Genomic DNA, 5,021 nt, shown 5'->3' with positions numbered 1-5,021 from the left:
AAGAACTATCACGGATTCAGGTAGCATAATAAAAGCCGAATTCATTTGAATCGGCTCGTGAATGTTATATTTCAGTATTGGCAGTGAGCTTGCAGTTGCGTCTACATCCACCCTCTTTTATGGGCGTACCATCCGAACCAGATGATACCGGCTAATAGTAAAGTAAGGAAAGGGGTTTCCTTCAAACAATAAAGCACGAAGCGAAGGAGATAGTATGCAATCCATAAACCGAGAATGTACAACGGCCAAGTGTAGATATGCTCGTACAAAAACGTGCCTGTTGTTAATCGCGGCTTCAACCAGTAAATGCCGACAGGGTATAAAACCGCTATCAATATGATGCTCAGACAACCCAAACAACCGGCGAAAGTTAGTTCAGGTTGCGGCTCCGGTTTGACACCGAATAACTTTCTTAGCCCATGCTTAGAGGCTTCGCCTAAAAGTAACTCGAGGAATTTATCCACCCAAATTCAGCCTTTCGGCCAACTTCTCTTTGAAGAAAAAATGTGGATAAGTTCACCCCCTCCGCCGATCTCATATCCAAACTTGAAAAATCCTGCAGAAGAGCCGCATCGTCTCCCTGTTTTAATAGCCTGCCCGAAGTCTATCTTCCATACGAGTGGCTATAACAAGCATAATATAAGCTATAACCAAAATGATAAGTCCGATTCGGACATGTCCTTTTTTCTTCTTGATGATCGCGGTAATGATATATATGACGCTTGAGACTTGAGAAACGGCACCGATAATTTTTACAGTAATGCCAAGGTTGCCATGGAAATCACCTTCTTTCGCCAGCCTGGGAGTGAAGTCACAATGTAAATAGAGGGAGCACGGCGGCTCCCACAGATTGATTATGAAACTTATAAATTGATGCGGCGAATCGCTTTATTGTCGTCATCATAAACAATGACGTTTCCGTTGCTATCAAAACTTAATTGACTGATTTTTTTGATCGGATTGCCATCGTTGTAGATCAGGTCTTTGCCGTCAATGAAGACAGACCATTTTCCGTCTGTAGTCAATTCGTAGATCGTTGTGCCGCTGGATATGTAGAATTTACCGTTGTAGGCAGTGACGGAATCGAAAGTGATGCTGTCAAAGGAAACAACCGTCTCCACTTTACGAGGGAATAGCTGAATTTTGGATAAGGTGCGATTACCGGTATCAAAGATAAAAATATCATTATTCGTAACAACGGCTTCAACACGGCCAGTTAAATCTATGCCTGTTTTATCTCCGGCGTTAGCGATAATTGAGGAAGCACCGCCGAGAGCGGCTTGGTAAACAACATCGCCGCTTCCAAGTTGCTGTTTGTAGAAAATCGTTTGTTCATCTGTAAATGAAATGAATTCATGGGTATCATAAACGTCTCCATAGCTGCCGGAAAGTCTGTCAAAAGTGTAAGCCGCTATTTGTATAGCCGGACTGACTTCATAAATCGTATGAATGTTGTAATAATCAGAAGAATAATTGGACGGTTTAATCAATACATTCCCTGACACATACAGCTTGTTGCTTGCAACATTATACGCAAGCTTGATCGGAGTGAATTGTGAATAATCGTAATGCGTTACGTTTCGGCCATCAGCTGAATAATCCCAGTTGAATTGGTTGTTGATAGTCTTGAATGTTTCGACCGTGCCATTTGATTTATTGAATTTCCGTATTTTTTTGTTACTGGAATCAAGGAAAAATACATTATCGTCCTTATCCAGCACCATGCTGTCTACAGCGTTGATTTTCGCCATGCGAACAGGCCCGTCCACATCCCCTCGACCATTGCCGCCAACAAGCGTATCCACGCTAAATTTCGCCGCTTGGGACGGCTGTTGCGGGTTGCTCGGTGTTGACGGATTCGTTGTCGGCGATGTTGGATTCGGTGTTTGATCCGGTTGTGTTACCGGCGATGCAGGCGTTGGGGGCGTTTGTTCGCCGCCGCCTATGGTTTTGTTGTCATTGCCAAACTGGAAGGCCCGCCAAAGCATTACCGTAGCTTCAGCCCGGGTAACCGTTGCTTGCGGACGGAAAGTCTCATCGGGGAAACCGGAAACCAGCCCATTTTCAACTGCGATGGCTACGTAATCCTTAGCAGATTCCGAAATTCCTTTGTAGTCTTTAAACATGGCTTCAATGGTGCTATGGTCTGGCAAGCGGCTCATATCATATCCTTTTAACTTGACGAGGGCTACCGTTATATCCTCTCGTAATGCAGGTGAAGTAGGATTGAAGATATACTGACCGTTAGCCGTACGATATCCGCTCATGTAGTCCTTGACGGCTTCTACAAAAGGGGATGCCCAGTTTGTAACCGGAATGTCAGAGAACGACGAATAATTAACCTTTTTGGCTTGAATTCCCGAAGCTGTTACCATGATCTTTGCGAATTCAGCCCGTGAGATGGTGTTATCCGGACGGAACTTTTTGTCAGGATAGCCATCGATCACTTTTCTATTGACCATTTCGACTATGTACTTGTACGCCCAATGCGACGGTGGAAGGTCAGTAAATGACACGGTCGGCGAATTGGCAGGTGCATTTTGCCACTCCTCTCCGTATTCAGGCAGTGCCGCTGACGCCGTGCCGACTGCACCAAACAGTAACAGAAATGTGATAAACAGAGTTGTTATTTTCCTCATTGGCTTTTTTGTCTCCTTTTTTCTTTGGAGTATCCAGAATCTGCTATGGTAGAGCAATTTGCTCAATGTCTTTCTGATTTACAGACCCCCTATCAAAAATTGTAGAATCTTGGCAGTTGTTTTACAGGGCCATTATACAACAAAATACCCATATAAGTGTAGTTAAATTGTCACTATAATAGGACAATTGTCTCAATTACATTTTACTAAGTTGAAGTAGAGGTACATAATGGATTTTAAACAAATGATAGGTGAACAAGTCCGCAGGGTACGTAAGCTCAGAGGAATTACGCAAGAACAGTTGGCGGAACAATCCGGCCTCAGTTTCAGCTATATTAGTGACGTAGAAAAACTCGTAATATTTCGTTGGAATCGCAGGGGAAGATTATCAAAGCTTTGGGTATGAAACCCGACTCTTCGAGGAAATAGATGAAACGAAATATGCCGACAATTATAGTATCGATGATTTGCCTGCTTTCATCAAAGCGGAGTTTTGGCTGTCGGTGAAACGTACGCTGGACAAGGATGCTCCGAGGAGGGCGTACAGTATACCGTGCTTACCAAACTTATGCTCATTGAACTGGAGATCGAACAAATTGTAGAGTAAAGGGCTGGGCTTCCAGCCCCTTCTCATCAAATCGGATCCGATAATCATGAGTTGTTAAAGAGGGTCTTCATCGACTATGATTTTATCGCTGTTTCGACCCTCACTTACTTGGTATGACCCATGCAAATTTTCATAAAACCGGGCTCGGGGAAGCGATGAAGTCCCTTAACATTTTACCATCACTTATGATACGTTCACCGTGCTGTCTGTAACATCAAGTTTTGTATCAATAACAAGTGGTGTGAAAGTGTCTCACACCGTTTGCCAGTAAAACTTTTGAGTTTAACCAAGCTGTCCCCGGTGTACAGCGTTGCATACGGCCAGTGAATTTCCTTCCGGATCGAAAAATCCGCTTACTCCATTCATCTGTACTCCGCGGGACCGCAAACCGGATAGCATAGGCTCGACATTGGCTGAGTAGAAGTCGATCACACTGTGGGTAACATTTGTGTACGTGTTTACAAAGGCGAGTCGTTGTTCGTCTTCTGTTGCAACCAAGTAAACGTTCGGCACTCCAAGCCGTTCGCCTCCGTCAAGATAGAGCATTGCTGCCTCCCAATCTCCCTCGGGTTCACCAAGTACTTTCATGCCAAATGTTGCTGTATACCAGGCAACAGCTTTCTTCAAATCTTTCACAGGAATTTCTACGGCTGCAACACGCCATACGAACGGATGCGCGTTTGGAATCTCCCGATTTTCTCCGCCTTGACCGGTGAGTTCAACATTACAGGCCCCCAACGAATTACCGTCACAATCCCTAAACCCAAAGCCTTGGCGATGCGGCTCCCGTTCCCAATCAATCTCGTTTACGTCGACCCCACGTTCCTTTAAAAAGCGATAATACCCCTTAAGATCATGCGTATAGAGGTCGATAACACTTTGCATATAACCATAACGCGTATTTTTAAATGTCAATCGGCGTCTGTCTTCTGTCTTTACAAGATAGATTGAGGGTACGCCTACCGCACCCGAACCTCCCTGAAAATGTAACATAGCCGAAGTCCACTTATCGTTCCACTCCTCTTGAAGCTTCGCACCGAGCATTTCTCCGTACCAATTAATGGCTCTGCGTAAATCGGATACAGGAATCTCGATCGTAGCAATACGGGGCACAAGCGCACGCATGACTTCCCGTTCGACATTTTGTTCAAAACCATCCTTCTTCATCAAATCATCCATCAGTACTAACAACTCCTTCTTAAGAAATAGTTTTGACCTTCGAATCCGACTCTCCGCTGCATCAATGGAAATATCTAATATTTCAGCGATTTCTTTCATGCTAAATCCACCGACATAATAAAGTGTTGATGCAATTCGCTGCGATTCCTTCAGGGTGTTAAATGCATCGAATACCTGCCTTCTCACGTCGCGCTGCATAACCAGTTCTTCAACCGATTGACCGATCGGCATCTTCAAGTGATTCGTGTCTTCCTTTCGCTCTTCGTGCATTTAGACTCAGCCGCCTGGCAATAGAATACAACCAACTCCCAAGTTTCTCTTGCTTTTGTAAGGTATGTAAATTCATGTACGCCTTAAGAAAAGTTTCTTGTGCTACATCCTGTGCGGTATGATAATCCCGAACCACTTCATAAGAAACCGCTTGCAAAACGTTTGCATATTTGCGGACGATCGCGCCAAAGGCCTCCCAATTGCCGTGCAGTGTCGCTCGCACCAGTTCGTTATCGTCACTCACTGTGATCCCCCTTTCAATAAGCAGACACACTGCTCTTTCGATTTCCGTCAGTTTCCGAGTAAGACCCCCATGCCGCAGACGC

Annotated in this window: 4 protein-coding genes; 1 reads left to right on the top strand and 3 read right to left on the bottom strand. The window is 44.7% G+C overall.

The window, feature by feature from the left end:
• Positions 1–863: 863 nt before the first annotated feature.
• Positions 864–2,639, bottom strand: coding sequence for an S-layer homology domain-containing protein (locus ABEV74_RS22970; protein ID WP_430150016.1), 1,776 nt, complete (start codon positions 2,637–2,639; stop codon positions 864–866).
• 229 nt (positions 2,640–2,868) lie between these two features.
• Here ABEV74_RS22970 and ABEV74_RS22965 point away from each other — a divergent pair, with 229 nt between their 5' ends.
• A complete protein-coding gene (locus tag ABEV74_RS22965; RefSeq protein ID WP_430150013.1) occupies positions 2,869–3,045 on the top strand; it encodes a helix-turn-helix domain-containing protein in 177 nt (58 codons plus the stop codon).
• 483 nt (positions 3,046–3,528) lie between these two features.
• Here ABEV74_RS22965 and ABEV74_RS22960 read toward each other — a convergent pair whose 3' ends face one another.
• Positions 3,529–4,656 carry a VOC family protein gene (locus ABEV74_RS22960; RefSeq protein ID WP_430150019.1) on the bottom strand — a complete coding sequence of 376 codons (1,128 nt, stop codon included), beginning with the start codon at positions 4,654–4,656 and terminating at the stop codon, positions 3,529–3,531.
• Positions 4,634–5,021: RNA polymerase sigma factor (locus ABEV74_RS22955; RefSeq protein ID WP_430150010.1), on the bottom strand; the 388-nt coding region annotated here is incomplete at its 5' end. The genes ABEV74_RS22960 and ABEV74_RS22955, both read right to left, overlap by 23 nt.

It is taken from the genome of Paenibacillus cisolokensis (assembly GCF_050481165.1).
Classification (GTDB): Bacteria; Bacillota; Bacilli; order Paenibacillales; family Paenibacillaceae; genus Paenibacillus_AH; species Paenibacillus_AH cisolokensis.
This window is presented reverse-complemented; position numbering and strand designations above follow the sequence as displayed.

What these genes read in the sequence shown, in the direction of transcription:
- ABEV74_RS22970 (WP_430150016.1), bottom strand. Translation starts at nt 2,639, where the DNA reads ATGAGGAAAATAACAACTCTGTTTATCACATTTCTGTTACTGTTTGGT.
- ABEV74_RS22965 (WP_430150013.1), top strand. Translation starts at nt 2,869, where the DNA reads ATGGATTTTAAACAAATGATAGGTGAACAAGTCCGCAGGGTACGTAAG.
- ABEV74_RS22960 (WP_430150019.1), bottom strand. Translation starts at nt 4,656, where the DNA reads ATGCCGATCGGTCAATCGGTTGAAGAACTGGTTATGCAGCGCGACGTG.